The following is a 21,958-nucleotide window of genomic DNA, read 5'->3' as shown; positions in this document are numbered from 1 at the left end:
GTCAAGGCATCTTTCCCGCCTTGACAAGCACCCCCGAACCGTCAGCACACTTAGGCTTCGGGGTGGGGGCCCAACTCGTGCGCAAGGTCGCCGCCAGGCGACGAGCCATCAATTAGCGCAAGCCCCAGTCCCCACCCGAGCAGTCTGCGACGAAGCAGCATCAACCTCACTACGCACCTGATCCGCAGTCAACGTAAACCCAGTATCCGGATCCTCAACCGCAGCCCCGAAAACCACGCCAATAACATCCCCATCAGGAGTAATCATCGGCCCCCCAGAGTTCCCGCTCCGCACCGTCCCGCGAACAGTGAACACATCCCGCTGCACAGTATTAGCGTCGTAAATATCCGGCCCACGCAAGTTAATCCGCCCCCGAACCCGCGCAGGCGTAGCCGTATAAGGCCCATCCAACGGATACCCCAACACCACCGCATTATCCCCAGCCCGGGCAGTCTGCGGAGCAAACGGCAACACCGGAGCCTTCAACCCAGGCACCGCCAACACGGCAACATCAACCTCAGGATTGAAATAAACAACCCGAGCCCGATAATCCCCCGAAGTCGACTCAATCCCAACTTCATCAGTCCCCGCCACCACATGCGCGTTAGTCATAACCCGCTGCGGCGCAACCACAAACCCACTACCTTCAAGCGCCCGAGAACAAGAAGGCGCATTCCCCCGAATCTTCACCACACTCGGATGCACCCGCTTAGCCACCGCGGACACATTCAACGAAGTATCCGGCGGCGGCGTATCCGCCGAAGGAGCCTTCTCAAACGGCGACAACGCCGACGGAAACCCAGACGCGTCCAGCAACTTCCGCAAGTCACTAGGAAGCCCCTGAGCCTCAGCAGGCATCAGGTCATTGACCTTGCCGAGCACGACCGAGGAGTTGATCGACTTCGCGAGCCCGGGGATCGAAGACACCGTCGTGAGCGGATTCGCCACCAGCCAAGCAACCACGAACACCGCGGCCGCCTGCAAAATCGCGCCAAGAGTCTTGTCGATGCCGGAAAGCTTGTCCGGATTGATCTTCTGCCGCAGCTTCCGCCCGGCCCACACGCCGAGCGTCTCGCCGAGCACGATCAGGAACACGACCACCGCGAACGCGAAAGCCACCTTCGCAACCGGACTGTCGAAAAGGCTGATCACGAACGGCGCCAGCTTCACCCCGGCCACCGCGCCCAGCGCGACGCCCACGAGCGCGGGCAGCGCGACAATCACGCCCTGGAACGCGCCGGAAACCGCCGCCATGACCGCGAGCAGCAGGACGACGACATCGACCCAGTTCACCGCGCCGTCACTCCTCGCCAGTGCCGTCCCGGACCGCCGACCGGCCCTGATGTTCGGCCCACGCTACGTCAAGCTCGCGCACATCGCCGGTGTCCCACGCCCGTTCCCAGCCGCCGAGCGACAGCAGCACGGACAGCAAACCCGCGGTGAAACCCCACACGAACAGGCCGTCAACAGTGAAGGCAGGCCCCCGCCACGACGCGTCGCCGCGACGCACGGTGAACCGGTTGGCCGGGTCCGCGAGATCGGCCAGCGAAACCCGCGCGACCGCCGCCGTCTCGGCCGGGTCGACCGCACGCACCGGCGACGGCGTGTGCCAATGCGCCAGCACCGGCGTGACCGCGAACTTCGACACCGGCACGAACAGCTCCGGCAGCACCGCGACCGGCAAGATCCCCGACGGGTCGACGCCGGTCTCCTCCTCGGCCTCGCGCAGCGCGGTGCCGACCGGACCGTCGTCGCCGTCCTCCGCGCCGCCGCCGGGGAACGAGACCTGCCCGGCGTGCGAGCCGAGCGTGTCCGCCCGGCGCTGCAGCAGGACGTCCGGACCGTCGCCGCCAGGCCGTTCGCCGAACAGGATCAGCACCGCGGCGGCACGGGTGAGCAGGTCTTCCGGCGGGCTGAACCGGGTGAACGTGCGGCTGTCGACCTCACCGGACACCTTCACCAGCGGCCGCAGCCATTCCGGCACGGCTTCGGGTTCGACGAGCGGTCCGGTGGTCATGAGTAGTCCTTCACAGCAGCGCGCACCTGGTCAGTGTTGTCGAACAACCGCGGGTTCGCGATGAACCGGACCTGGCCGTCCGCGGTGACCAGGTACGACGCGGGCAACGACGAGGGCGCCTTGAGCGCGGTGCGGATCGGACCGGTCTGGCCGTCGCCGTCGTAGAGCGACGGAAGATGCACGCCGAGTCGCGTGAACAAGCCCAGCCCGTCCGCGGCCGGGCTCGCGACCTGCACGCCGACGACACGCACCGCACCCGGCTCGGCGGCGTACCGCTGCAGCACCGGCAATTCCGTGCGGCACGGCTGGCACCACGACGCCCAGACGTTGACCAGCACCGGACCGCCGCCGAGAACCTTGCCGACGTCCACCCGGGAGCCGTCGCCGAGGCAGTCCGCCTCGATCCCGGACAGCTGGCCGACCTCCTTCGCCGCGGCGGGCGGGCAAGCCTCGAGCTTCGCCGACCCTCGCGCGGCCGTGAGGTCACCGGAAGCGGGTGGCGCGGAGCTCGAATCGCCGCCGCGAAGCGTCAGCACCGCGACCAGCGCGGCCACCGCCAGCACCGCGACCCCGAGCGCCCACTTGGTGACTGCAGTCACCCGCGCGCCGCCAGCTCGAGGATGTGGTCCTTCTCCGGGCCTTTGACGAGCTTCGCGGCCACCTCGAACTCAGTGGGCCCGGCACCGAACGACGGGCAGTCCTTGCGCAGCGGACACGCGCCGCAGGCCGGTTTCCGCGCGTGGCACACGCGGCGGCCGTGGAAAATCACGCGGTGGGACAGCATCGTCCACTCTTTCCGCGGGATCAGCTCGCCGACCGCGTGTTCGACCTTGACCGGATCCTCTTCCGCGGTCCAGCCCCAGCGCCGCACGAGACGGCCGAAGTGAGTGTCCACTGTGATTCCAGGCACGTCGAAAGCGTTGCCGAGCACGACATTCGCGGTCTTGCGGCCGACGCCGGGCAGCGTGACGAGGTCGTCCAGTTTCTTCGGCACCTCGCCGTCGAAACGCTCCACGAGCGCCGCGCCGAGACCCAGCAGCGAATTCGCTTTCGCCCGGAAAAACCCGGTCGTGCGCAGGTATTCCTCGAGTTCGGAACGCTCCGCTCCGGCGTAATCGGCCGCGGTGCGGTACTTCGCGAACAACGCGGGCGTGACCAGGTTCACCCGCACGTCCGTGGTCTGCGCCGACAACACCACCGCGACCAGCAGTTCCAGCGGATTCGTGAAGTCCAGCTCGGCCTTCGCGTCCGGATAGACCTCGTCGAGGCAACGTTTCATCCGCCGGGCGCGTCTCACGAGGGCGAGCCGGCTTTCTTCGCGGTCCGCGCGGGGCCCGTTCGGGACAACAGGGGGCACCCCGATAGCCTACGGGCGAGTCGGACGAGCCGGTCGGGAGCATCCGCCGGTGGACGGCCGAACCGCCAGAGCACCACCTCTGCGGGCCGCGCGTCCGCCCTGAGCGAGGATCTGGAGATCCATGACCGAGTGCGTCACCGACAACAGCGGAGCTGTGGCATGACCGTGTGGTTCGTGATCTTGGTCCCGCTGGTGATCATGTTCTTCGCGTTGTTCATGGAGCGGGTCGAAAGCCGGCTCAAGCACGTCGCGGTCCAGGAGAACGAGGTCGAGGAGTTCCTGGAGCAGGCTCAGCCCAACGAGGTCAGGGCCCTGTACGGGCACGGGATCGGCCGCGCGCTCGAGCTGTTCCGGCTTCGCCGGCTCGGCGGACGGGCAGCCAGGCTACGCGCGCGCAAGGTGCGGAGTTAGGCTGCTCAGTCGGACGTGATCGTTCCAGGCAGCCGCGCCGGGCGCGGCGAGCCGACGAGCGATCTGCCCGACACGCCCTAGACTGACGCGAAAGTGATCGGCGACACTGCCTTCGGCCTGCGAAGGAAGTGATCGTTTCTCGACGAGGAGGCACCCGAGGTGGACGAAACCCTGGCCCGTGCGGGCATTTTCCAGGGTGTGGAGCCGGCAGCGGCGGAGGCGCTGGCCCAGACCTTGGAATCCGTGGAGTTCCCCCGCGGCCATGTCATCTTCAACGAGGGCGAGCCGGGCGACCGGCTGTACATCATCCAGTCCGGCAAGGTGAAGATCGGCCGCAAGTCCCCGGACGGCCGCGAGAACCTGCTGTGGATCGCCGGCCCGTCCGACATGTTCGGCGAACTGTCCATCTTCGACCCCGGCCCGCGCACGTCCGGCGCCACGACGGTCACCGAGGTCCGCGCGGTCACCATGGACCGCCCGGCGCTGCGGCAGTGGATCGCCACCCGCCCGGAGATCGCCGAGCAGCTGCTGCGCGTCGTCGCGCGCCGCCTGCGCCGCACGAACAACATGGTCGCGGAACTGATCTTCACCGACGTCCCCGGCCGCGTGGCCCGTGCGCTGCTGCAGCTGGCGCAGCGCTTCGGCAGCCAGGAGGCGGGCCTGCTGCGGGTCACGCACGACCTGACGCAGGAAGAGATCGCCCAGTACGTCGGCGCGTCCCGCGAGACCGTCAACAAGGCGCTGGCCGACTTCGCCCACCGCGGCTGGCTGCGGCTCGAGGGCAAGAGCGTCCTGATCCTGGACCCGGAGCGGCTCGCTCGCCGCGCCCGCTGATCTTCCCCCGAGTGGGTTAATCCGTACGGGTTTTTCGAAGGCCATCTCCTACTGGGGGTGGCCTTCGTCCGTCTGCACCGGACATCCCCCACAAGAGCGGCATTCCGCCGCGGCCCCGTGTCGCCGCCGGTTTTGGCCGCCTCGACCAGGAAAATGACAAGGAGCCGGGCGCCACCCCCGACGTGGCGCACCGGCTCCTCGCCTGCGCACGGATCATCCCCCGACGACCCGCGCTCCCCGCCCTCCGGACCAGGCCCCGACCCATATGCCGGAGGGAGCTGGGTGCTGCAGTGCTGTCCAGCCCGTAATGGGCTGTCGTTCAACCATCACGGCCAAAACTCACGAATTCAAGGCCATTCACCCTCAAGGACGCCAAGACCGCGTCTTCGTTGCACGAGTTCACGCAGAATCCAGCTGCTGTTACCGGATCGAGACCTTCAGCTCGCGCAACCGCGCGGCCACCGCCGCCGGATCGGGTTGCCCGGCGATCTGGGCGGCGAGGGACTCGGCGGACTCCCGGTACTTCCGGCCGGCGAGCACCGCCTGGACCGCGTCGAGGATTCCGTCGCCGGAGTCGGCCACGATCCCGGCTTCCGCAGCCTGAACCTGCGCGGCGACTTCGAAATGATCAGACGCCAGCGGTGAAATCACCAGCGGCACTCCGTGCGCGAGCGCGCCGAGAACGGTCGCCGAACCTCCATGGCAGACCACCGCGTCGACTGCGGGCAGCAACTGGGCCTGCGGCACGAACTGCTCGATCCGCACGTGGTCCGGTTGCTCGCCGAACCGGCTGACGTCGCCGCCCTGACCGATCGTCACGACGACGTTCACCGGCTCGTCGCGCAGCGCGGAGACCATTTCTTCCAGCACGCCGGGCCGCGCGTTGTGGGTGGTGCCGAGGGTGACGTAGACGGTCCGGTCGTACGGCAGCCCGTCGAGCACCGGCGGGCGCGGACCAGGCGTCGGGACCACTCCGGAGGGCAGGAGCGGCCAGCGCGTGGGGTACTCCCACGGGACATCGGCCGGGCTCAGTCCTTCCGGCCAGAAGTCCAGGTACGGCACGTTGTCGCGCGACGGCAAGGCGTCGAGGCCGCGCTCGCGGACCAGGCCGTTGGCGACTTCCCAGGCCCGCTCCATCGTCGCGGCGGACTTCGGCGGGCCGATGGCATGCATCGCGTACGGGACGCCGACCAGGCAAGCGGCCATCACCGCCGCACGTTCGGCGAGGTTGGCGATGACGAGATCGGGCTGCCAGTCGCGGACGAACTCGACCATGTCGTCGAGCCGTGCGGCCGCGCCGAGGCCGACCATGTACTCGGCGACCAGGTGGGAGAGCCGCTCGTCCGCGGTCATCCCGGCCATCTCCTCGCGGGCCCGCTGCCACATCGCGGCCGCGGCGGCGGGATCGCTCGGCTGCCCTACGGAGACGGCCTGCAGCTCGGTTTTTTCCAGGTACCGCATGGCTTCCGGGCCGGTCACGAAGGCGACCTCGTCCCCGGCTTTCCGTGCTGCTTGGGCGAGCGGCAGCATCGGTGCGATATGGCTGTAGCCAGCTCCGGAGGAGAACATCAGCCGCATCGCGCGAGCGTAGCGACTGACCCGATCGGGCGTGACCAAGACGACCAGAAAATTACTGGTACCTCCGTACCAATTTCGCCATACTAGTACGCGTGTCCCAGTCTGCCCATTCCGAAGGCCGCACCACGCTCGCCGACTACCGTGCCGCGCTGACCGCCCCTGGCTCGCGCGGGCCGGTGATCGCGTCGGTCCTGGCCCGGCTCCCGATCGCGATGATCGGCATTTCCGCGCTGCTGTACGTGCAGCGCGAAACCGGTTCGTTCGCCGCGGCCGGGCTGGTCTCGGCGAGTTCGCTCGCCGGGGTCTCGGTGGGCGCGGTCGTGCAGGGCAGGCTGATCGACCGGTTCGGGCCGAGCCGTCCGCTGCTGATCGTCGCCGCCGTGTTCGCGCTGTCGATGGCGTCGCTCGCGGTCGCGATCGAGGCGCATCTGCCGACGTTCGCGCTGATCCCGCTGGCCGCCGCGACCGGGCTTTCGGAACCGATGGTCGGCTCCGCGTCGCGGGCGCTGTGGACGAAAATCCTGCCGGAGGGGCCGGCTCGCAACGCCGCGCTGTCGTACGAGGCGATCAGCATGGAGGTCTTCTTCATTCTCGGCCCCGGCATCGCGGGCCTGCTGATCACCGCGCCGTGGGCGGGCACCGGCATGGTCGTCGGCTCGATCACCATGGTCACCGGCGCGGTGCTGTTCGCGCTGAACCCGACTGTGCGCGCGTGGGGTCCGGCCCCGAAGGCGAAGACGCCGCTGCTCGGCGCGCTGGCCAGCCCCGGGATGCGAACGCTTGCGTTGGCAGCGCTCGGTTTCGGCATGGTGATCGGGTTCGTTGAGGTCGCTGTCCCCGCCGCCGCGACGGAATCCGGCCATCCTTCGCTGAGCGGTTTGCTGCTGTCGGCGTGGTCGCTGAGTTCGGTGGCGTTCGGCGTGGCCTACAGCCTGCACCCGTGGCCGCGCCGGCTCGGCCTGCGGCTGCCGGTCCTGCTGGGCGGATTCGGCGCTTTCGTTGCGCTGCTTGCCCTTCCGTCGAGCCTGTGGGCCTTGGCGTTGCTGATGCTGCTGGCCGGCGCGATGATCACGCCCCAGTCGACGACCCACTCCGCGGCGATCGAGGTCGTCGCCCCGCGCGGCACTGCGGCCGAGGCCTTCGGGTGGGTCCTCACCGCGGTGACGCTGGGCCTCGCGGCTGGGCAGTCGGTGAGCGGCTACCTGGTCGAGCATTCCGGGACAGCTGCGGCTTTCTTGGCCGCCGGGGTGGCAGGCGTCGCGTTGGCCGGGGTGGTGTGGCTGCTGCGCGGGACCGTGCGGGCCGCTACGCCGGTTCCCGCGGACGGCGCTCTCGTCGGGGCTGCCAGCTAGCCGTTCCCCCGCCGCGGGCCTTCTCGCACGCTGCCCGTGCCCACGTGTTTTCGCAGCTCAACGGGTTCGGCTCGCGTTTTTGTCGGTGGTCGCCGTTACGTTGCGTGGCATGGATCTCACCTCTTTCGTACGGCCGCTCACAGCCGCCGTGACCGCCGCCGCCCGACTCCTCTCAAGGCAAGCCCGCCTGCGTTTGCGGGCGAACTCTGACGGTCTCGTCGTGTCCGGAAACGACCGCGACCTGGCCGTGCAGTTGTCCTGCCCGGCGACGACGCACCTGGACGGCGAAGTCGTAGTGCCAGCCGCGCCTTTCGCCGAAACGATCCGCATGCTGGATGTCGACCAGGTCCGGCTGGCTGTCGAAGGAACTCGCCTCGCGATCCGAACGGACAATGCCCGCTTCGCGTTGCCCCTGCTGGACCGCGACCTGCTGCACGATCCAGCACCGCCACCCTTACTGTCCAAAGTAGACGGCGCTGCCCTCCGCACGGCTTTGCGCACCGTCGCGGGCACCGCCGCGAAGGACGATCCGCTCCCGATCTTCACCGGCGTACGAGTGCAATCCATCGGCGACGAGCTATGCCTGACAGCCTCAGACCGCTACCGAATGGCCGTGGCTCGATTGCCGCTGCAAGACGTCCAAGACCCCATCGACGTGTTGGTCCCGGCCACCCTGCTGACCGAAGCCGCTCGCCACAGCGCCGGTGCGATGGGACTCCACGCCGACACCGGCCACTTCGCCCTGAGCTGGCCCGGCGGCACTGTGACAACGGCAGTCCTGGACGCGGGCTTCCTGTCCGCAGACGCAATCCCGTCCGACGCAGTCGACACGGAAGTCGAGGTCGGCGCCGACGAGCTAGCCGCGGCTGTCCGCCGAGTCGGCGTCTACTCCGAGGACCGCCGTGTCCTGACCCTGGAAGTCGGCGATGCGCACCTGCGCCTGGCCAGCACCCGGCAAGACACCGGAGAGGCAGAGGAACACCTGAAGGCAAACGTTTGCGGCGGCCGGACCTCGCCGTCCTTCCAGGCCCGATACTTCCTGGACGCACTAGCCCCGTTCACCGGAGAACGAGTCCGCCTGGCAATCCAGCCCGGGCTGCGAGCGTGCGTCCTGACCCCGGCGGATGCGGATGGCCGGGAGGTGAGCTTGAAGTACTACCTGATGCCGATGCTGCCTCGGTGACCCGGCGCTCGCCGAGTCCGGTCTTCGCTGATCCCGGTTCGAAGCGGCAGCCAATTCGCATCGAGCGGGATGCGGTCTCGGGCTGCCGTGGTCCCCGGCCGCACGGGTGCCGGGCGTGGCTGCAGGGCGCTGCCGGAGCGAACGGGAGCCAAACTGGATTGGACTGGCCGAGCCGGGTTAGGCGGACAAGCAGCGCGAAGCTCACCCGCGCCATGCCGCGCGGGGTTGGCTGAGCCAGCGCGCTGAGTTGGCTTGGCTGTGCCGAGCGGCACCGAGTTGAGCTGGGTTGGGCCGGAGTCACGCCGGAGCTACGCGGACCTGCGCCGTGGCATCCCGAGCAAGTGGGGCCCGCGCCGCCGCGCTAGGAGCGAGCAGCTCTGCGCCGAGGCACCCGGACATGCGCCGCAGCACCCCGAGCAAGCCGGGTCTGCGCCGCCGCGTCAGGAGCGAGCAGCTCTCCGCCGAGGCGCCCCGAACACGCCGGGAGCCGCCCCGGCATCCCTCCTCGGTGCAGTGGCAGCAAGCCTGCGGGAGCACCCGGGCACCCGCCCACCCCAGGCCTCTTCGGCGCGCTCGACGCAAGCCCAGGGAGCAGCCGCACCGCGCCGCAAACCTTCCTCAGGCGGCGGTCTCCGCTGCCACCGCGGCTTTGACCTCGTCGAAAGTCGGGTTCACCAGCGCGGTCGACCCCACGATCACCGTGGGCACTGTCTCGTTTCCGTTCGCCACCGCGCGCACTCGCTCCGCCGCGCCCGGTTCTTCCCAGATGTTGATTTCCCGCACCGGCAGGCCGCTTTCCAGCAGCGGGCGGCGCAGGGCTGAGCAGAAGCCGCAGCCTGGGCGCCAGTAGAACTCGACCTCGACGTTGCTCATTGTCCGTCCTCCGAAGAAGCCCGTAGGTAGTCCAGTTGTGCGCGCACGCTCGCCTCGGCCGGCGCCCACAGCGCACGGTCGACGTCGGCGTAGACGACCTCGACCACTTGCCGCGGCGTTGCGTCTTCGCCGAGCGTTCGCAAGGCGGAACGCACCTGATCCAGGCGCTGTTCCCGGTGCGCCAAATACTCCCGGGCGGTCGCGGGCAGATCCGGCAGCTCCGGACCGTGTCCGGGGAGGCCGGGAGTACCGGCTGGCAGGGCGATCAGTTTGCGCAGCGAGCGCAGGTAGTCGCCCAGGTCGTGCAGGACCGTCGTGCCTCGGCCGAGGATCGTGTCTCCGGTCAGGATCTGGCCTGCTACCAGCAGCGACACCGAATCGTCGGTGTGGCCGGGTGTGTGCAAGACCGTGAAGTCCAGGCCGCCCGCGGTAATAACGTCACCGTCGGCGAAGGGGGGTGCGTCGATGCAGAGAGAGGCGTCGAAGGCCCGAACGGGTGCGCCCGTTTTCGAGGCGAACCACGGTGCGCCTTCGGCGTGATCCGGATGGTGGTGGGTAAGCAGGATCAGCTCGACGGGGCCGACCGCGGCCAGCTTTTCCAGGTGGTCCAAGTCGTGATAGCCGGGGTCGACGACCACGGACGCGGCGGCGTCACCGCCGCGCAGGACCCAGGTGTTGGTTCCCTCCAACGTCATCGTGGACGGGTTGTTCTCCAACAGCACCGACGCGGTCTCGGAAACACGGCGCAGCACGCCATAAGCAGGAGCGGTCACTCAGGACTCCGAAGTATCGAGGACAACGCGGATGTTCTCGCCGTCCCGGACAAGGGTCGGCACGGTCTTCACGATCTCGCGCGGCTCCGCGAGCACGGCGTCGGCCTTGGAAAACTCGGCGAGTTCGACGAGGGTCAGCCAGGTCGGCGGCATCAGCGTGCGGCGGCCTTCGCGTGCGTCCGCGACTGCCTCGGCGGGCGGTTGCCAACCGGCGGCGACCGCTTCGGAGGTCGCGCCGTCGGCGCGCTGGCCTTCGGGCAGCTTCGCGACGAAGAAGCGGGTGTCGTATCGGCGCTGTTCCTGCGGCGGCGTGACCCAGTGCGCGTACGGGTGCAGCAGGTCCGCGCGCAACGTGAGCCCGGCGTCGGCGAGGAAGCCGGCGAGTGAGATTTCCCGTGATTCCAAGGCTTTTCGCGCTTCGTGATACGGAGCGACGTCGGCGACCACCGAATCCTCGGTCCCGGCCAGCAGCACGCCGGACTCCTCGAACGTCTCGCGCACCGCGGCGCACACGAGCGCGCGGGCGAGGCTTTCGTCGCAGGTGAACTGCTCGGCCCACCACGACGGCGGCGGCCCGGCCCAAGCCACGGACGCGTCGGCGTCGCGCGGGTCCACCCCGCCGCCGGGGAACACAGTCATGCCGCCGGCGAACGCCATGCCCATCACACGATGTTGGAGGAATACCTCCACGCCACCGTCCGAAGTGTCCCGCAGCAGGATCACCGTGGCGGCGTCCTTCGGGGTCGCCGGCGGGCCATCCGCGTTGTCCCGGATCGCGATGCCGGGACGGGCGGGGATGTCGAAAACGAATTCACGCGGCCGTTCCACCCGGGCAACATACCTCGCAATCCGTACGCGTCGCGGATTACTTGTGTCACCTCGCGACAGTCCGTGAGGGGAACCTTCACGGACTCAGAGTCCCTCGGGGTGGCCCTCACGGACCGCGACCCGAACCAGCCCGAAGCCGCTCGCCCGAAAGCCGTGAAGGGCTCCTTGAGGGAATCAGATTCCCTCAAGGAGCCCTTCACGGAACAACAGTCAGGACCAGTGCTGATCCCCGCCGGAGCGGGACGCGCCGTTGAGCCGCAACCGGGCGGCCTCGGCACGTTCGCGCTCGGCCAGTTCCTCGTGCAGTTCGCGCAGCAACGCACGGTCGCGTTCGGACAGGCTCGGATCGTCCAGATCCAGCGCGGGCAGCTCGACCACCTCGTGCATGCTCGGCTTGCCCGCGGCGATCTCGCGGCCCTTCTCCGGATCCTCGGCCAGCGCGCGCCGCAGCTGCGCCACCTCGGACGGAGTCAGGTCCGACGTGCGCTCGGCGCGCGTCTCCGACCCGGCCGTCCGCGGACGCTCCGAAGACGCGGCTGGCTCAGCCGCCGGCTCCGGCATCGCGACCGGCTGTGCGGGCACGGCCTGCACGATCGGCACCACCGGCGCGACCGGAACCACCGGCTCCGCCGCGGCAACCGGTTCCGGCTCGGGCTGACGGTGACCGTGGCGGCTCGGGGCTTCCGAGACCGGCTCGGGCACCGGAGCCGGAGCGGGCGCCGGGGCGCTGCGCTGCGGCGTCGGTTCCGGCCGGTAGTCCGGGGCCGAATGCGTGCTGCCGGTGACCCAGACCGGGCTCGCGACAGCACCCGCGGCCTGGTGGTAATCCGACTGCGGGATCCCCGGGCCGCTCACCTCGACGACCGAGCGGATGCCCGCCCGGCGCAATGCGGTGTCGACGCGGAAAGCGACCGCGGGCGGATTGCCCTCCGGACCCAGCTCGACCAGCACGACCCGCTGCGGCAGCGCGCCCGGCACGCTGCCCGCCGGGGTGTTGCGCCACACCGCGTGCACGGAACGCACGTCGGGCAGCACCTGCAGGGTGCGGTCGAGCGCTTCGGCGAGACCGAACTCGGGCTGGTTGTCGCCCGTGAACCGGTGCGTGTGCATCGGCTCGTGGTCGGTGACCAGCAGGTCGTTCGCGAGCGTCGCGTCCGACCGGCTCATCTCGAGGACCAGCGCCAGCTCGCGCTGTTCGGCCTCGCTCACCCCGATCCGGCCCGCGATCAACGTGCCGGTGGTGAGTTCCACCGCCTCGTCGATGTGGGCGCGGGCGATCAGTTCCCGCGCTTCGGTAAGGGCGCTGTCGTCGATGCGGCCCGCCAGGGCCAGCAACAAGTTATGCAGGCGCAGGGGCACCGAGAACCCGTCCATCGGGCCGTCGTGAACCTCCACCATGGCTCTGCTCCTCCCAGCTCGCCTGGCGGCAACGAGCGTTAAGCGGCGACAAGTCGATGACCGGCGCCCGCGGCGCCTACGCAGACCAGCTCGGACTCGGCGAGCGCGGCCCGGTGGTACCCGGGAAGGTCGAAGCGCGGCGGGATGACCTCGACGCTGGGTTCCTCGTCCCCCATGACCCGCAGCACCCGCTGCAGTTCACCGGTGAGCCGGGGCTGTCCCGCGGTCGCCGTCACCAGCAGGACACGCTTCGCCCCGCCCTCGCCGGAAGCGCCGAGGCGCCGCCAGCTCTGCCGTACTTCCCCCACATCCGCGCGTCCACGCAACGTCGCGTGGAGCAAGACGGACACAGAGTCGACGGAGTTCACCCATTCGGGCGCACTCTGCGTGAATGTGTACCTGGTCTCGGTGACGTCGTCTACCCCCAGGGTCGAACTCACCTGGTGCCAGTCGGCGCCGTGCGGGATCAGACCGGCCACGAGCAGCCGGTACTCCGCCTGGTCCAAATCGATCCTGTGCTTGAGCAAAGACCTCGGCAGGGTCCGCGCGAGCGTCCCCATCGCGCCTTCGCCGAGCCAGTCGCGGAAACGCCACAACAGCTGGTCCGGCGTGCGGCCCGCCAGGCGCAGCAGCAGTTCGTGCAGGGACTGTTCGATGTCGGGGTCCATCACTCCACCTCCACGATCAGTTCGACTTCCACCGGCGAAGCGATCGGAAGCTCCGCGACGCCGACGGCCGACCGGGCGTGCACCCCGGCGTCGCCGAAGATCTCGCCGAGCAGCTCGGACGCCCCGTTCACGACCGCGGGCTGGCCGGTGAAGCCCTCCGCGGAGGCGACGAAACCGACCACCTTGACAATCCGGACAACAGAGTCAATGCCGACGAGGGCGTGCACCGCGGCGAGCGCGTTCAGCGTCGCCGTGCGGGCGTGGCCCTTGGCTTCCTCCGGGCTGACCTCGCCGCCGACCTTCCCGGTCGCGGCGAGCGCTCCGTCGACGAAAGGCAGCTGGCCGGAGGTGTAGACGTGCGAGCCGGTGCGCACGGCCGGCACGTACGCGGCCAGCGGTGCGGCGACTCCGGGCAGTTCGATTCCGAGCTCGGCGAGCCGGTCGCTCCAGGTCAACGCCGCCCCCTCAGCTCTTCGGCCGCTTCAGGTACGCGACGTGCTGTTCGCCGCTCGGGTTGGGCAGCACGGTCACCAGCTCCCAGCCGTCCTCGCCCCACTGGTCGAGAATCTGCTTCGTAGCGTGGATCAGCAGCGGGACGGTGGCGTACTCCCATTTGGTCGCACTCATGACTCGGGAGCGTAACCAAGCGGGCAAGGCCCCTCCGGACCGCCGCCGCCGAAAGCCCGTCACCCGTCCAGGGCAACGCCTGGCTAGGCCGGGTGAGTGTGGGTCACTTCACATCCGATCGTCGCTCGCTAGCGTGGGCACGTGGAGACCTGGCGGATCGTCGCGACCGTGCTGCTCGCCGTTGCCGGAGTGCCGCTCGTGCTGGCCGTGATGGCCAAAACCCGGGACCGGGTCAACGATTCGGGCCAGGTCGCGATCGCCGGAGCGGTCACCCTCACCGGGCTGATCGTGGTGGCAGTGCTCACGCTGACCGTGCTGCCCGCCCTGGTGACCTGGATCGTCGTCGCGGCGGTCGCGGCTGCGGTCAGCGTCATGATGCTGGCCAGCTGAGCACCGGTTTAGTGTTGAGGATGTGACCACACCCTCCGCCGGCTGGACCGACGAGCTCGCCAGGGCCCGGCTGCATTTCGTCACCGGCAAGGGCGGTACCGGCAAGACCACGCTCGCCGCGGCGCTGGGTCTCGCACTCGCCTCGCGCGGGCGCCGGGTGCTCTTGATCGAGGTCGAGGGCCGCCAGGGCATCGCCCAGCTTTTCGACACCGAACCGCTGCCGTACGCGGAACAGCGGATCGCGTCGGTCCCCGGCGGCGGCGAACTGCGCGCGCTGCACATCGACGTAGAAGCGGCGCTGCTCGAATACTTCGAGATGTTCTACAACCTCGGTTTCGCCGGGCGGACGCTGCGCCGGATGGGGGCGATCGAGTTCGCCACCACGCTCGCGCCGGGCCTTCGCGACGTCCTGCTCACCGGGAAGATCAAGGAATGCGTCGGGCGCACGGAATCCGACGGCCGCCACACCTACGACGCGGTCGTGGTCGACGCGCCGCCGACCGGGCGCGTGGTGAAGTTCCTCGACGTCACCAAGGCTCTCACCGACCTCGCCAAGACCGGCCCGATCCGCGGCCAGGCCGACGGCGTGGTCCGGCTGCTGCATTCCGGCGAGACCGCCGTGCACCTCACCACGCTGCTGGAGGAGATGCCCGTGCGCGAGACCGTCGAGGCGGTGGCTGAACTGGACGGCGCGGACCTGCGGCCGGGCGCGGTGCTGGTGAACCGGGTCCGCCCGCCGCGGCTGCCCGCGCGCTCGGTGACCGCGGCCGCCGACGGCCGGGTGGACGCCGACCGGGTCCGTTCCGGCCTCGCCTCGGCCGGGCTGAACCTGCCAGAGGCGACGCTCGACGCGCTCGTGGAGGAAACCGTGGAGCACGCCGTCCGCGTCGCCGCCGAGCAACGGGCCCGCGAACAGCTCGCCGAGGCCGATCTGCCGACGCTGGAGCTGCCGGATCTCACCGACGGCGTCGACGTCGCCGCGCTCTACGAACTCGCCGAAACGCTGCAGGAACAGGGGGTGCGCTGATGCCCGCCGACACGGTGCTCGACGTGGACGCCCTCCTCGACGACCCGGCCAGCCGCGTGATCGTGTGCTGCGGTTCCGGCGGCGTCGGCAAGACCACCACCGCCGCGGCGCTCGCGCTGCGGGCCGCCGAACGCGGCAGGCAGACCGTGGTGCTCACGATCGACCCGGCGCGCAGGCTCGCGCAGGCGCTCGGGCTCCGCGAACTGGGCAATCACCCGAAGCAGGTGCAGGTCGAAGGCTTCGAGCCCAAGGGCGAGCTGTGGGCGATGATGCTCGACATGCGGCGCACGTTCGACGACATGGTGCGCGTGCACGCCGGCCCGGAGCGGGCCGAGCAGCTGCTGCAGAATCCCTTCTACCAGACCATTTCCACGTCGTTCTCCGGCACGCAGGAGTACATGGCGATGGAGAAGCTGGGCCAGCTCGCGGCGACCGACGAATGGGACCTGATCATCGTCGACACGCCGCCGAGCCGGTCCGCGCTCGACTTCCTGGACGCGCCGACTCGGCTGTCCACCGCGCTCGACGGCCGGATGATCCGGCTGCTCACCGGCCCGGCGAAAGCGGGCGGCTGGGGTCTGCGCAAGGTCGTGAGCGCCGGGTTCTCGATGTTCGCGAAGGCCGTGTCGACGATCATCGGCGGGCAGCTGCTCGCCGACGCGTCGGCGTTCATGCAGGCCTTCGACAGCATGTTCGGCGGATTCCGCGAACGCGCGCGCAAGACCGCCGAGCTGCTGCGGTCTTCGGGCACCTCGTTCCTCGTGGTGGCCGCGCCGGAGCCGGACGCGCTGCGCGAGGCGTCCTACTTCGTCGAGCGGCTGGCCGGCGAGTCGATGCCGCTGGCCGGTCTGGTCGCCAACCGCACGCACCCGGTGCTCGCGCCGCTGTCCGCGACCGAAGCGCTGACCGCCGCCGAGTCGGTGCAGAACGCGCCGCTCGCCGAGGCCGTGCTGCGACTGCACGCGGACCGGGTCGCGCTGGCCGAACGCGAAAACCGCCTGCTCGCGCGCTTCACCCGCGCGCATCCGGAAGTGCCGCTGACCCGGGTGCCCGCGCTCGCCGGTGACGTGCACGACCTCGAGGGCCTGCGCGACATCGGAGCAAAACTGACGTCGTGAGCGGCTGCGCCTGAGCACAGCCGCTCACGAGCGGGTTTCAGCCCGCCGCGGCGGCCAGCGCGTCCCGCTTGGCCGCTTCGAGCAGGTCAGTCCAGCTGGTCACGTCCGGGCGACGGCGCAGCAGGGCGCGCCGCTCCCGTTCCGTCATCCCGCCCCAGACCCCGAAATTGATCCGGCCGTCGAGTGCCTCGGAGAGGCATTCGGTGCGGACCGGGCACCCCATGCACACGGCTTTCGCCCTGTTCTGTTCGGCGCCTCGCACGAACAACCCGTCGGGATCAGCGTCCCGGCACGAGGCATCGACCCGCCAGCCAACCTGATTGGTTTGCATACCCCCAGCTCCCTCATCTGGTGTATGGCACCAGCGAAGGCGAAGCTCCCGCTCCCACCCCCGCGAGCGTTTCCCACTGCGCCGCACGTCGGTGACGGCACCTCCCCGGTGCCGCTGCCGCTTTCCGGACCAGCCAGGCTCCCACCCGGGCTGCTCCGTCTGTCGGCATCTACGTGAGACGTTGACGGACTGTAGGGTCCCTCGGTTCCCTCCGTCGAGACCTAGCATGCATTCCGTTACCTGAGGTCACGACACGGGGTCCCGTTATCGATCTCCGCCGGGGGCGCGCGGGCGTGAGGTCACGGAGGCGACACGGGGCTTCAGTACCCTGGCTTTCGTGCGCAAAACGGATGGTCTTTTCAAGCTCATCGGCCTGTGCCTGCTGGCGGGGGTGCTGGTCGCCGGGATCATGTTCCCGGTGGTGGGCGCCGCGGGGGTCGTGTCCAACCAGGCGAGCGAGACGGTCGACAAGACGTCTTCCGACCTCGCCGACATCCCGCCGCCGCTGGTGACGACTGTCACCGACTCCGGAGGGAAGCCGATCGCGACGCTGTACGACCAGTACCGCATCCCGGTCCGCCCGGACCAGATCAACCCGGCGCTGAAGTGGGCGCTGCTGTCCGCCGAAGACAAGGCGTTCTACGAGCACCACGGGGTCAACTGGGGCCGGACGCTGCGCGCCGCCGTCTCCAACACCGCGGGCGGGGACACGCAGGGCGCCTCGACGATCACGCAGCAGTACGTGAAGAACTACCTGATCAACGTCGTCTACCGGGGCGACAAGAACGGCCAGGCCAAGGCGCAGGAGCAGTCGCTCTCGCGCAAGCTCAAGGAAGCCCGGATCGCGATCAACCTCGAGACCAAGCTCTCGAAGGACCAGATCCTCGCCGGCTACCTCAACATCGTCGAGTTCTCCAGGCAGATCTACGGGGTCGGAGCGGCCGCGCACGCCTACTTCAACACCACGCCGGAGAACCTGACCGTGCCGCAGGCCGCGCTGCTCGCGGGCATCGTGAACAACCCGATCGTCTTCGACCCGTGGAACCACCCGGACAAGGCGACCAAGCGGCGCAACCTGGTGCTCGACCGGATGGTCAGCAACCAGAAGCTGGCGAAGGCGGACGCGGACAAGTTCAAGGCGGAACCGCTCGGCGTGGTGCCGGACACCCCGCAGAAGCCCGCGTCGAACTGCACCGGGGCCGGGCCGGAGAACGGCTTCTTCTGCCAGTACGTCGAGGACTATCTGATCAAGTCCGGGATGTCGAAGGACCAGCTGTACACCGGCGGCTACACGATCAAGACGACGCTGGACGAGAAGGCCAACCACGAGGCGAAGGTCTCGGCCGAGCAACAGGTGAGCAAAACCCAGAAGAACGTCGCGAACACGCTTTCGCTGATCCGGCCCGGCAAGGACCGGCACGAAGTGGTGGCGCTCGCGGCGAACCGGGATTACGGCATCGACGCGGATCAAGGGCAGACGACGTACGCACTCCCGTCCGGCGTGTTCAACACCGGCGGCGCGGGGTCGAGCTACAAGATCTTCACCACCGCGGCGGCGCTGAACCAGCACGTCGCCGGGATTTACAGCAACATCCCGGTCGGCAGCGGCTATACGTCGCACGTCTTCACCGGTGGCGGCAACCACTGTCCGCCGACCGGTCCGCCGCTGAACTCCCGCTGGTACTGCGTCGGCAACGCCAGCAAATCCTCCCCCGAATCGCTTTCCTTGCAGATGGCGCTGGCGACCTCGCCGAACACCGCGTTCGTGGCGCTGGAGGACAAGATCGGCAGCACCGGGCCCGGCATCGACATGGCGATCAAGCTCGGCATGCGCGACACCATGGCGAGCAACCCCGGCGGCGGCCGCGTCGACCCGAAGTCGAACGAATCGGGCAAGAACCAGAGCCAGGCACAGGCTTACGGCCCCAAGCCGAACTATCCGGGCACGGGTGCGTTCACGCTCGGCTTCAGCCCGACGAGCGGCCTGGAAATGGCGAATGTCGCGGCGACCATCCTGAGCGGCGGCAAATGGTGCCCGCCGACCCCGCTGGCGTCGGTGACCGACCGCGACGGCAAACCGGTTCCGATCAAGGAAGCGCCGTGCGAGCAGGTCGTGCCGGAAGGCCTCGCGAACACGATGGCGGTCGGCATGAGCAAGGACGACCAGCCCGGCGGCACGTCCGCCGCCGCGGCCGGAGCGGTCGGCTGGAACCGTCCGCTCGTCGGCAAGACGGGAACGACCCAGAACAACGGCTCGGCGACCTTCGTGGCCGGCACCCCGCAGATGGCCGGCGCGGCCATGGTGTTCCGTCCGGAAGGCGGCAGCGGCGGTCTGTGCTACGGCGGACCCGGCGACGTGTCCACCTGCGGCACCGGCAACATGTTCGGCGGCAAGACGCCCGCACAGACGTGGTTCGGCGCGATGACGAACATCATGAAGGACCAGCCGGTGGTTCCGCTGCCGCCGGAGGATCCGGCGTACACCAACTGAATCCGGTGAAAACGGGGCGGGAGACGCGATCTCCCGCCCCGTTTCGCTTGTCCGGGCTCAGCCGTCATCCTTTGTGCGCTATCCGGAAAAGCCGCGGCACCGCGAGCAAGAAGAGAATCGCCAGTCCCTCGCCCGGCTCCGCGTCGCTGTCCGGCTGGTCCAGTCCAATTCGATCCAACGACGCCCGGTGCCGGAAGTCGAGAGAATGCCGCTGAGACCTTCGCCCCGCGTCGTCCGGCACCGGCCACAGCGGACGACCCGATCGAACACGTATCCTCGACCTTGTGAGCACGCTCGGTAACGCCAGTCCGCCCGGGGGCACCGCGAAGCGGTTGGCCGCAGGGACCATCGCCCTCGGGGCCGCCACCCTCGGTTACGCCGTCGGCATCGAACGCCGCCGCTTCACGCTGCGGACCGCCGAACTGCCCGTACTCGCGCCCGGCACGCCGCCGTTCACCATCCTGCACGTCTCCGACCTGCACATGCTGCCCGGCCACCAGGCCAAACAGCGCTGGGTCGCCGCGCTCGGCGAGCTCGAACCCGACCTCGTCGTCAACACCGGCGACAACCTCTCCCACCGCACCGCGGTCCCGTCCGTGCTCCGCGCGCTCGGCCCGCTGCTGGACCGGCCCGGGGTGTTCGTCTTCGGCAGCAACGACTACTACGCGCCCAAGCCCAAAAACCCGGCGCGCTACCTCATGCCGCGCGGCAAAAAGAAGCGCATCCACGGCACCCAGCTGCCCTGGCGCGACCTCCGCGCCGCCTTCGTCGAACACGGCTGGGTCGACCTCACGCACGTCCGCCGCACGGTCGACGTCGGCGGCCGCGCCGTCTTCGCCGCCGGAGTCGACGACCCGCACCTCCACCGCGACCGCTACTCCGACATCGCCGGACCCGCCGACACCACCGCGGCTGTCCGCCTCGGCGTCACCCACTCCCCGGAACCGCGCGTCCTCGACACCTTCGCCACCGACGGCTACGACCTGGTCCTCGCCGGCCACACCCACGGCGGCCAGCTCCGCATCCCCGGCTACGGCGCGATCATCACCAACTGCGAACTCGACCGCAGCCGCGCCCGCGGCGCCTCCCGCTGGGGAGCCCGCATGTGGCTGCACGTCTCCGCCGGGCTGGGCACCTCCCCCTACGCCCCCGCCCGCTTCGCCTGCCCGCCGGAAGCGAGCCTGTTGACGCTGGTCCCGCGCGGATCCGGGGCCTCCGACCCCCGCAAACCGGCCCCGCGTAAAGCCGCGAAACCCGTCCGCTAGACTTACTCTCGACCCGCTAAGCAGTACCTCGGGGTGTGGCGCAGCTTGGTAGCGTGCCTCGTTCGGGTCGAGGAGGTCGTGGGTTCAAATCCCGCCACCCCGACGCATGAAGGCCGGGTAGCCACGAGAGTGACTACCCGGCCTTCATTGTTTCCGCCACCTTCCACGGTTCGGCTGCCCCCTGCGCCGATCGAGTTCGCGAGGCGCGTTGGACCGGCAACCGCGATCTTGAACCAGATGGTTCTGCGCTGTCACTACGAAATCGGAAAGCAATTACCTTCCGGAGACGGCGACGGCTATTCTGCCGCGGTGCTTTCCTGCGACCGGGACATCCGGGCGGCGAGAACGGTAATCCTGGTTCTCGGGCTGGCTTTGATCGCGCTGGGAATCGCCGCTGTTTGCGGGCTTCTCTTCGTTCTCGCGTTAAGCCGCGGCGGTCAAGGCTGGGTCAACGCGGACGCGGCATTCACCACGTTCGCGGCGGGTTCGGTCTGGACCCTGCTGGCAGGCGGATTCGCGGTCTGGCTGTCTCGGCGGATGTACAGCCGGACGCTCTGGCCCGCCGGGCTGTTCTGCGTCGCGCTCGGCGCGGTACCCGTCGTCCTCGCGGCGGCGAGTGTTTTTTCCGGCCACACCCGGTAATCCCGCCCGCGCGCACTAGCAGGTAGCGGTCAGCTCTTGCCAGCACTGCTGGAAGTCGCCGACGGCGGCGGTTCTTGCCCAGGACCAAGCGGAACGAGCCGCGGACGTCACTTGGTCGCGATCGTTCCCGCCGGATTCCGACAAGGCGACGGCCAGCCGGGATTCCATGTAGGCGGCCAGGGATCGGTAGGACAGCTCTTCACGGAAGCGAGCGCGCTCGACGATGTCGGTGAATCCGGCGTTGGCGACGTGGGCGGCGATCGCGCGACCGGCGAAGGGGTCGCCGCCCGCGCGGCGGCGCACCAAGTAATAGCCGCGCAGGGCGGCGTCCACGTTTGCTGTTCTGGGACGGATTTTCGCCCGGCTCCAGTCCGGCGCGGCCAACGCCAGCCTGCCGCCGGGGCGCAGGATGCGGCGGATTTCGGTCAGAGCCGCGTGCGGGTCGGACAGATGCTCGAAAAGCGAGTGAGCGAACACTACGTCGATTGATGAAGCGGCAAAGGGAAGTGCGTAGACCGCTCCGGCCACGTAGTCCGTTGTGGACGGCGAAGCGGTTGCCGAGGGACGGACGTCGACGCAGATCACCCGCACGTCCGGGGCCACGGAACTGAGGATCGAGCCTTGACCGCAACCAAGGTCGAGGACTCTTGAGCCCGGGGTGAAGAGCGGTCGGGCGAACGCGGCGCGGTCACTCGCTGTGCGCGTGTTCATCATCGACAGCGCGTCTTGGGCATAGCCCGGCGCGTAACCCTCCAGCACCCCGCACAGAGTACGGGTGGAAGGTGGCAGGATCGA

24 protein-coding genes and 1 tRNA gene are annotated in these 21,958 nt (G+C 69.3%); 11 read left to right on the top strand and 14 right to left on the bottom strand.

Annotation, left to right across the window (positions count from 1 at the left end; genetic code table 11):
• Positions 1-108: 108 nt before the first annotated feature.
• From ACFXI3_RS30125 to nth, 4 genes are read right to left on the bottom strand one after another with little or no spacing between them, the layout of a single operon-like run.
• Positions 109-1,293 (bottom strand): MarP family serine protease, encoded by a 1,185-nt coding sequence (locus ACFXI3_RS30125; protein ID WP_378404020.1) that lies wholly within the window; start codon positions 1,291-1,293, stop codon positions 109-111.
• Positions 1,294-1,300: 7 nt separating this feature from the next.
• Positions 1,301-2,017 (bottom strand): CoA pyrophosphatase, encoded by a 717-nt coding sequence (locus tag ACFXI3_RS30120; protein ID WP_344265768.1) that lies wholly within the window; start codon positions 2,015-2,017, stop codon positions 1,301-1,303.
• Positions 2,014-2,616 carry a TlpA family protein disulfide reductase gene (locus tag ACFXI3_RS30115; protein WP_378404017.1) on the bottom strand — a complete coding sequence of 201 codons (603 nt, stop codon included), beginning with the start codon at positions 2,614-2,616 and terminating at the stop codon, positions 2,014-2,016. Before ACFXI3_RS30115 ends, ACFXI3_RS30120 begins: the two co-directional genes overlap by 4 nt.
• Positions 2,613-3,296, bottom strand: coding sequence for an endonuclease III (gene nth / locus ACFXI3_RS30110; RefSeq protein ID WP_344266698.1), 684 nt, complete (start codon positions 3,294-3,296; stop codon positions 2,613-2,615). The genes ACFXI3_RS30115 and nth overlap by 4 nt, the downstream gene beginning before the upstream one ends.
• 237 nt (positions 3,297-3,533) lie before the next feature.
• Between nth and ACFXI3_RS30105 the strand changes: the two genes are divergently transcribed.
• Together ACFXI3_RS30105 and ACFXI3_RS30100 are read left to right on the top strand one after the other, a co-directional pair.
• Positions 3,534-3,785 carry a hypothetical protein gene (locus tag ACFXI3_RS30105; RefSeq protein WP_037369289.1) on the top strand — a complete coding sequence of 84 codons (252 nt, stop codon included), beginning with the start codon at positions 3,534-3,536 and terminating at the stop codon, positions 3,783-3,785.
• A 159-nt stretch (positions 3,786-3,944) separates the two neighbouring features.
• The gene (locus tag ACFXI3_RS30100) at positions 3,945-4,619 is read left to right on the top strand and encodes a Crp/Fnr family transcriptional regulator (protein ID WP_009084463.1); all 675 of its coding nucleotides are present in this window, start codon (positions 3,945-3,947) and stop codon (positions 4,617-4,619) included.
• A 420-nt stretch (positions 4,620-5,039) separates the two neighbouring features.
• Here the strand turns inward: ACFXI3_RS30100 and ACFXI3_RS30095 are convergent, their stop codons facing one another.
• Entirely contained in the window at positions 5,040-6,197 is a 1,158-nt protein-coding gene (locus ACFXI3_RS30095) for a glycosyltransferase (protein WP_378404015.1), read from the bottom strand.
• Positions 6,198-6,289: 92 nt separating this feature from the next.
• Between ACFXI3_RS30095 and ACFXI3_RS30090 the strand changes: the two genes are divergently transcribed.
• A complete protein-coding gene (locus ACFXI3_RS30090) occupies positions 6,290-7,549 on the top strand; it encodes an MFS transporter (protein WP_378404013.1) in 1,260 nt (419 codons plus the stop codon).
• A 109-nt stretch (positions 7,550-7,658) separates the two neighbouring features.
• Entirely contained in the window at positions 7,659-8,732 is a 1,074-nt protein-coding gene (gene dnaN / locus ACFXI3_RS30085) for a DNA polymerase III subunit beta (protein WP_378404011.1), read from the top strand.
• 618 nt (positions 8,733-9,350) lie between these two features.
• Here dnaN and ACFXI3_RS30080 read toward each other — a convergent pair.
• The 7 genes from ACFXI3_RS30080 to ACFXI3_RS30050 all read right to left on the bottom strand — a co-directional run bounded on the left by ACFXI3_RS30080 (position 9,351) and on the right by ACFXI3_RS30050 (position 13,899).
• A complete protein-coding gene (locus ACFXI3_RS30080) occupies positions 9,351-9,605 on the bottom strand; it encodes a glutaredoxin domain-containing protein (protein WP_344265796.1) in 255 nt (84 codons plus the stop codon).
• Positions 9,602-10,378: an MBL fold metallo-hydrolase gene (locus ACFXI3_RS30075; protein ID WP_378404009.1), complete on the bottom strand. Its 777-nt coding sequence runs from the start codon at positions 10,376-10,378 to the stop codon at positions 9,602-9,604. Before ACFXI3_RS30075 ends, ACFXI3_RS30080 begins: the two co-directional genes overlap by 4 nt.
• Positions 10,379-11,206 (bottom strand): NUDIX hydrolase, encoded by an 828-nt coding sequence (locus ACFXI3_RS30070; protein WP_378404007.1) that lies wholly within the window; start codon positions 11,204-11,206, stop codon positions 10,379-10,381.
• A gap of 210 nt (positions 11,207-11,416) precedes the next feature.
• Positions 11,417-12,604, bottom strand: a complete 1,188-nt coding sequence (locus tag ACFXI3_RS30065; protein WP_344265805.1) for a hypothetical protein — start codon at positions 12,602-12,604, stop codon at positions 11,417-11,419.
• A gap of 38 nt (positions 12,605-12,642) precedes the next feature.
• Complete coding sequence (locus tag ACFXI3_RS30060; RefSeq protein WP_037808399.1) at positions 12,643-13,272, bottom strand: hypothetical protein; 630 nt, start codon at positions 13,270-13,272, stop codon at positions 12,643-12,645.
• Positions 13,272-13,727 carry a RidA family protein gene (locus ACFXI3_RS30055; protein WP_116205785.1) on the bottom strand — a complete coding sequence of 152 codons (456 nt, stop codon included), beginning with the start codon at positions 13,725-13,727 and terminating at the stop codon, positions 13,272-13,274. The genes ACFXI3_RS30060 and ACFXI3_RS30055 overlap by 1 nt, the downstream gene beginning before the upstream one ends.
• A 10-nt stretch (positions 13,728-13,737) precedes the next feature.
• The gene (locus ACFXI3_RS30050; RefSeq protein WP_020664158.1) at positions 13,738-13,899 is read right to left on the bottom strand and encodes a DUF4177 domain-containing protein; all 162 of its coding nucleotides are present in this window, start codon (positions 13,897-13,899) and stop codon (positions 13,738-13,740) included.
• A gap of 141 nt (positions 13,900-14,040) precedes the next feature.
• Here ACFXI3_RS30050 and ACFXI3_RS30045 point away from each other — a divergent pair, with 141 nt between their 5' ends.
• From ACFXI3_RS30045 to ACFXI3_RS30035, 3 genes are read left to right on the top strand one after another with little or no spacing between them, the layout of a single operon-like run.
• Entirely contained in the window at positions 14,041-14,289 is a 249-nt protein-coding gene (locus tag ACFXI3_RS30045; RefSeq protein ID WP_344265815.1) for a hypothetical protein, read from the top strand.
• A gap of 22 nt (positions 14,290-14,311) precedes the next feature.
• The gene (locus tag ACFXI3_RS30040) at positions 14,312-15,316 is read left to right on the top strand and encodes an ArsA-related P-loop ATPase (protein WP_116205783.1); all 1,005 of its coding nucleotides are present in this window, start codon (positions 14,312-14,314) and stop codon (positions 15,314-15,316) included.
• Entirely contained in the window at positions 15,316-16,434 is a 1,119-nt protein-coding gene (locus tag ACFXI3_RS30035) for an ArsA family ATPase (protein WP_370933470.1), read from the top strand. The genes ACFXI3_RS30040 and ACFXI3_RS30035 overlap by 1 nt, the downstream gene beginning before the upstream one ends.
• Positions 16,435-16,471: 37 nt before the next feature.
• Here the strand turns inward: ACFXI3_RS30035 and ACFXI3_RS30030 are convergent, their stop codons facing one another.
• Complete coding sequence (locus tag ACFXI3_RS30030; RefSeq protein ID WP_116205781.1) at positions 16,472-16,765, bottom strand: WhiB family transcriptional regulator; 294 nt, start codon at positions 16,763-16,765, stop codon at positions 16,472-16,474.
• A 337-nt stretch (positions 16,766-17,102) separates the two neighbouring features.
• On the opposite strand from ACFXI3_RS30030, the gene ACFXI3_RS30025 reads away from it, so the two are divergent.
• From ACFXI3_RS30025 to ACFXI3_RS30010, 4 genes are all read left to right on the top strand, one after another.
• Entirely contained in the window at positions 17,103-19,256 is a 2,154-nt protein-coding gene (locus ACFXI3_RS30025; protein WP_344265825.1) for a transglycosylase domain-containing protein, read from the top strand.
• A gap of 284 nt (positions 19,257-19,540) precedes the next feature.
• Positions 19,541-20,521, top strand: a complete 981-nt coding sequence (locus ACFXI3_RS30020; RefSeq protein ID WP_378404003.1) for a metallophosphoesterase — start codon at positions 19,541-19,543, stop codon at positions 20,519-20,521.
• 29 nt (positions 20,522-20,550) lie between these two features.
• Positions 20,551-20,624 (top strand) — tRNA-Pro (locus tag ACFXI3_RS30015).
• A 206-nt stretch (positions 20,625-20,830) separates the two neighbouring features.
• Positions 20,831-21,163: a hypothetical protein gene (locus tag ACFXI3_RS30010; RefSeq protein ID WP_378404001.1), complete on the top strand. Its 333-nt coding sequence runs from the start codon at positions 20,831-20,833 to the stop codon at positions 21,161-21,163.
• 15 nt (positions 21,164-21,178) lie between these two features.
• Here the strand turns inward: ACFXI3_RS30010 and ACFXI3_RS30005 are convergent, their stop codons facing one another.
• The gene (locus ACFXI3_RS30005) at positions 21,179-21,922 is read right to left on the bottom strand and encodes a methyltransferase domain-containing protein (RefSeq protein WP_378404000.1); all 744 of its coding nucleotides are present in this window, start codon (positions 21,920-21,922) and stop codon (positions 21,179-21,181) included.
• Between the last annotated feature and the right edge of the window lie 36 nt (positions 21,923-21,958).

The organism is Amycolatopsis sp. NPDC059235, assembly GCF_042754125.1.
Classification (GTDB): domain Bacteria; phylum Actinomycetota; class Actinomycetes; order Mycobacteriales; family Pseudonocardiaceae; genus Amycolatopsis; species Amycolatopsis albidoflava.
Note: the sequence above shows the minus strand (reverse complement) of the source record. Positions and strands in the feature narration are given on the sequence as shown.

What these genes read in the sequence shown, in the direction of transcription:
- ACFXI3_RS30120 (WP_344265768.1), bottom strand. Translation starts at nt 2,017, where the DNA reads ATGACCACCGGACCGCTCGTCGAACCCGAAGCCGTGCCGGAATGGCTG.
- nth (WP_344266698.1), bottom strand. Translation starts at nt 3,296, where the DNA reads ATGAAACGTTGCCTCGACGAGGTCTATCCGGACGCGAAGGCCGAGCTG.
- ACFXI3_RS30105 (WP_037369289.1), top strand. Translation starts at nt 3,534, where the DNA reads ATGACCGTGTGGTTCGTGATCTTGGTCCCGCTGGTGATCATGTTCTTC.
- ACFXI3_RS30095 (WP_378404015.1), bottom strand. Translation starts at nt 6,197, where the DNA reads ATGCGGCTGATGTTCTCCTCCGGAGCTGGCTACAGCCATATCGCACCG.
- dnaN (WP_378404011.1), top strand. Translation starts at nt 7,659, where the DNA reads ATGGATCTCACCTCTTTCGTACGGCCGCTCACAGCCGCCGTGACCGCC.
- ACFXI3_RS30080 (WP_344265796.1), bottom strand. Translation starts at nt 9,605, where the DNA reads ATGAGCAACGTCGAGGTCGAGTTCTACTGGCGCCCAGGCTGCGGCTTC.
- ACFXI3_RS30065 (WP_344265805.1), bottom strand. Translation starts at nt 12,604, where the DNA reads ATGGTGGAGGTTCACGACGGCCCGATGGACGGGTTCTCGGTGCCCCTG.
- ACFXI3_RS30060 (WP_037808399.1), bottom strand. Translation starts at nt 13,272, where the DNA reads ATGGACCCCGACATCGAACAGTCCCTGCACGAACTGCTGCTGCGCCTG.
- ACFXI3_RS30050 (WP_020664158.1), bottom strand. Translation starts at nt 13,899, where the DNA reads ATGAGTGCGACCAAATGGGAGTACGCCACCGTCCCGCTGCTGATCCAC.
- ACFXI3_RS30035 (WP_370933470.1), top strand. Translation starts at nt 15,316, where the DNA reads ATGCCCGCCGACACGGTGCTCGACGTGGACGCCCTCCTCGACGACCCG.
- ACFXI3_RS30030 (WP_116205781.1), bottom strand. Translation starts at nt 16,765, where the DNA reads ATGCAAACCAATCAGGTTGGCTGGCGGGTCGATGCCTCGTGCCGGGAC.